This is a genomic window from Actinosynnema sp. NPDC023658 (genome assembly GCF_040639995.1).
GTDB lineage: Bacteria > Actinomycetota > Actinomycetes > Mycobacteriales > Pseudonocardiaceae > Actinosynnema.
On the sequence record NZ_JBFAAX010001069.1, the window covers coordinates 1 to 1,821 of the forward strand.

2 protein-coding genes and 1 pseudogene are annotated in these 1,821 nt (G+C 73.5%); all 3 read left to right on the plus strand.

From position 1 onward, the window contains the following. The coding region (locus AB0G02_RS38140) for a non-ribosomal peptide synthetase (protein ID WP_360804765.1) at window positions 1-1,135 on the plus strand (1,135 nt) is incomplete at its 5' end. 89 nt (window positions 1,136-1,224) lie between these two features. Beyond that, a complete protein-coding gene (locus AB0G02_RS38145; RefSeq protein WP_360804768.1) occupies window positions 1,225-1,443 on the plus strand; it encodes an MbtH family protein in 219 nt (72 codons plus the stop codon). Next, window positions 1,440-1,821: pseudogene (locus AB0G02_RS38150) on the plus strand (argininosuccinate lyase); the annotation flags it as partial. The gene AB0G02_RS38145 and the pseudogene AB0G02_RS38150, both read left to right, overlap by 4 nt.

Below are 1,821 nucleotides of genomic sequence, written 5' to 3' on the forward strand. Positions count from 1 at the left end.
GGCGCACCGCTCGGTGTACCTGCAGGTGGTGCCGAGCATGTTGACGATGCTGCTGGACGAGATCGAGCAGCGCGGCGGCTGGGACCTGTCGGCGTTGCGCGACGTGACGTCCAGCGGCGAGGCGCTGCCGCCGGAGACGGTGGGCCGGTTCCTCGCGCTGCTGCCGTCGGTGGGCCTGCACAACACGTGGGGCGCGACCGAGGTGTCGATCGACTCGACCAACCACACGTGCGGCCCGGCGGACGCGGCGGACACCGGCGCGGTGTCGGTCGGCGTGCCGTTCGACAACAACCGGGTGCACGTGCTGGACGCCGACTTCCACGAGGTACCGGTGGGGGAGGTCGGTGACCTCTACATCGCGGGGATCGGGCTGGCCCGCGGCTACCTCGGTGACCCGGTGGCCACCGCGCGGGCGTTCCTGCCGAACCCGTTCTCGCCCGGCGAGCGGCTCTACCGCACCGGCGACCGCGGCTACCGGCGGCCCGACGGCACGGTCAAGTTCGTCGGTCGCGACGACCACCAGGTCAAGATCCGCGGCATGCGGGTCGAGCTGGGCGAGGTCGAGTCGGCCCTGCGCCGCTCGCCGTCGGTCCGGGACGCGGTCGTCGTGCTGCGCCGCCTCGGGGAGGACGACCACCTGGTCGCCTACACCACCCCGGCCGACCCGGACCGCGCGCCGGATCCGGAGGGCCTGCGCGACCTCGTCGCGGACCGGCTGCCCAAGCACATGGTGCCGTCGGTGGTCGTGGTGCTGGACGCGTTGCCGCTCAACTCCAATGGCAAGGTCGACCGGGCGGAGCTGCCCACCCCGGCCCGGCCGCACGGCGGTGACGCCGACTACGTGCCGTGCGAGGGGCCCGCGCAGGAGGCGGTCGCGGAGATGTGGCGCGACCTGCTCGGACTGGACCGGGTGGGCGCGCGGGACGACTTCTTCGACCTGGGCGGCCACTCGCTGATGGCGACCCGCTTCTCCGCCAGGGTCCGCCAGCGCTTCGAGGTGGACCTGCCGGTGCGCACGGTGTTCAGCACGCCCACCGTCGCGGAGATCGCGGAGGAGATCGAGCGCCTGCTGGTGGCCAGGATCGACGACATGTCCGAGGACGAGGTGCGGGCGCTGCTCGGGGGTGCCGAGTGACCGCGCGGGACGAGGTGACCGGCCGGGACGGGTCGACGCCGCACGTGGCGGTGCAGGACCGGATGACGACGCAGGAGGGAGTGGGCGGCATGGCCGAGCGCGAGGACGAGGACACCCGCACCTACGCGGTCGTGGTGAACGACGAGGAGCAGTACTCGGTGTGGCCCGCCGACCGGGACGTGCCGGAGGGGTGGCGTGCCGAGGGCGTCACCGGCACGAAGGACGCGTGCCTGGCGCACATCGCGGAGGTCTGGACCGACATGCGCCCGCTGAGCCTGCGGCGAAAGATGTCCCAGGGCGTGGCGTGACGGCCCTGACCGGTCGGCTGGCCGCGAACCCGGCCGACCTGCTCCACGACGAGGTGCTGCGCCCGCAGTTCGAGCGGGAGGTCCGCCACCTGCTGCCGCACTACGTGGCGATCGAGCGCGTCCTGGTGGCCGAGTACCGGCGGATGGGCGTGCTCACCGCCGCCCAGGCCGACCAGGTGGACGCCCTGCTGGCCGGGATCGGCCCCGTCGCGCTGACCCCCGACCCGGACGCGAACCTGTCCGACCTCGCCTTCGCCGTGGAACGGCACGTCGAGACCCGGCTGGCGGACCCCGCGCCGCACTGGCACGTGGACCGCAGCCGCAACGACCTTCAGGCGTGCGCGCAGCTGATGTTCGCCCGCGAGCGCCTGGTCGACC

Excerpts from the sequence above, each read along its gene's own strand:
- AB0G02_RS38145 (WP_360804768.1), top strand. The coding sequence starts at position 1,225 with ATGGCCGAGCGCGAGGACGAGGACACCCGCACCTACGCGGTCGTGGTG.